This window comes from Paenibacillus sp. J45TS6 (assembly GCF_018403285.1).
Classification (GTDB): domain Bacteria; phylum Bacillota; class Bacilli; order Paenibacillales; family Paenibacillaceae; genus Paenibacillus.
This window is the reverse complement of the sequence record NZ_BOSJ01000065.1, coordinates 1-463: the sequence shown is the minus strand read 5'-3', so window position 1 is coordinate 463 and position 463 is coordinate 1. Positions and strand designations below refer to the sequence as shown.

The window sequence follows — 463 nt, the reverse complement described above, 5'->3', positions numbered from 1 at the left end:
CTCTGCTTGTAAGGCAGATGCTCTCCCAGCTGAGCTAAATCTCCATATAAAGTGACCCGTAGGGGATTCGAACCCCTGTTACCTCCGTGAAAGGGAGGTGTCTTAACCCCTTGACCAACGGGCCTTAATAAACAAGCTCTCAACCGGGATCGAACCGGTGACCTCATCCTTACCATGGATGCACTCTACCTACTGAGCTATGAGAGCAATGGCTCCCCGAACAGGGCTCGAACCTGTGACAACTCGATTAACAGTCGAGTGCTCTACCAACTGAGCTATCAGGGAATAGTAACCATTAGTAGTAAACACATTCCTCAGTTACCTGAGGTAAGGATGTTCGCTTGGCGGCGTCCTACTCTCCCAGGACCCTGCGGTCCAAGTACCATCGGCGCTGGAGGGCTTAACGGTCGTGTTCGGGATGGGTACGTGTGGAACCCCTCCGCTATCGCCACCAAACATGATT

General features: G+C 52.5%; 3 tRNA genes and 1 rRNA gene. All 4 read right to left on the bottom strand.

Features of this window, described 5'->3' with window-relative positions:
* Nucleotides 1-52: 52 nt before the first annotated feature.
* A tRNA-Glu gene (locus KJS58_RS24915) sits at nucleotides 53-124 on the bottom strand.
* Nucleotides 125-134: 10 nt separating this feature from the next.
* Nucleotides 135-207, bottom strand: a tRNA-Thr gene (locus KJS58_RS24910).
* 2 nt (nucleotides 208-209) lie between these two features.
* A tRNA-Asn gene (locus KJS58_RS24905) sits at nucleotides 210-285 on the bottom strand.
* A gap of 54 nt (nucleotides 286-339) precedes the next feature.
* A 5S ribosomal RNA gene (rrf, locus tag KJS58_RS24900) occupies nucleotides 340-456 on the bottom strand.
* Nucleotides 457-463 lie beyond the last annotated feature (7 nt).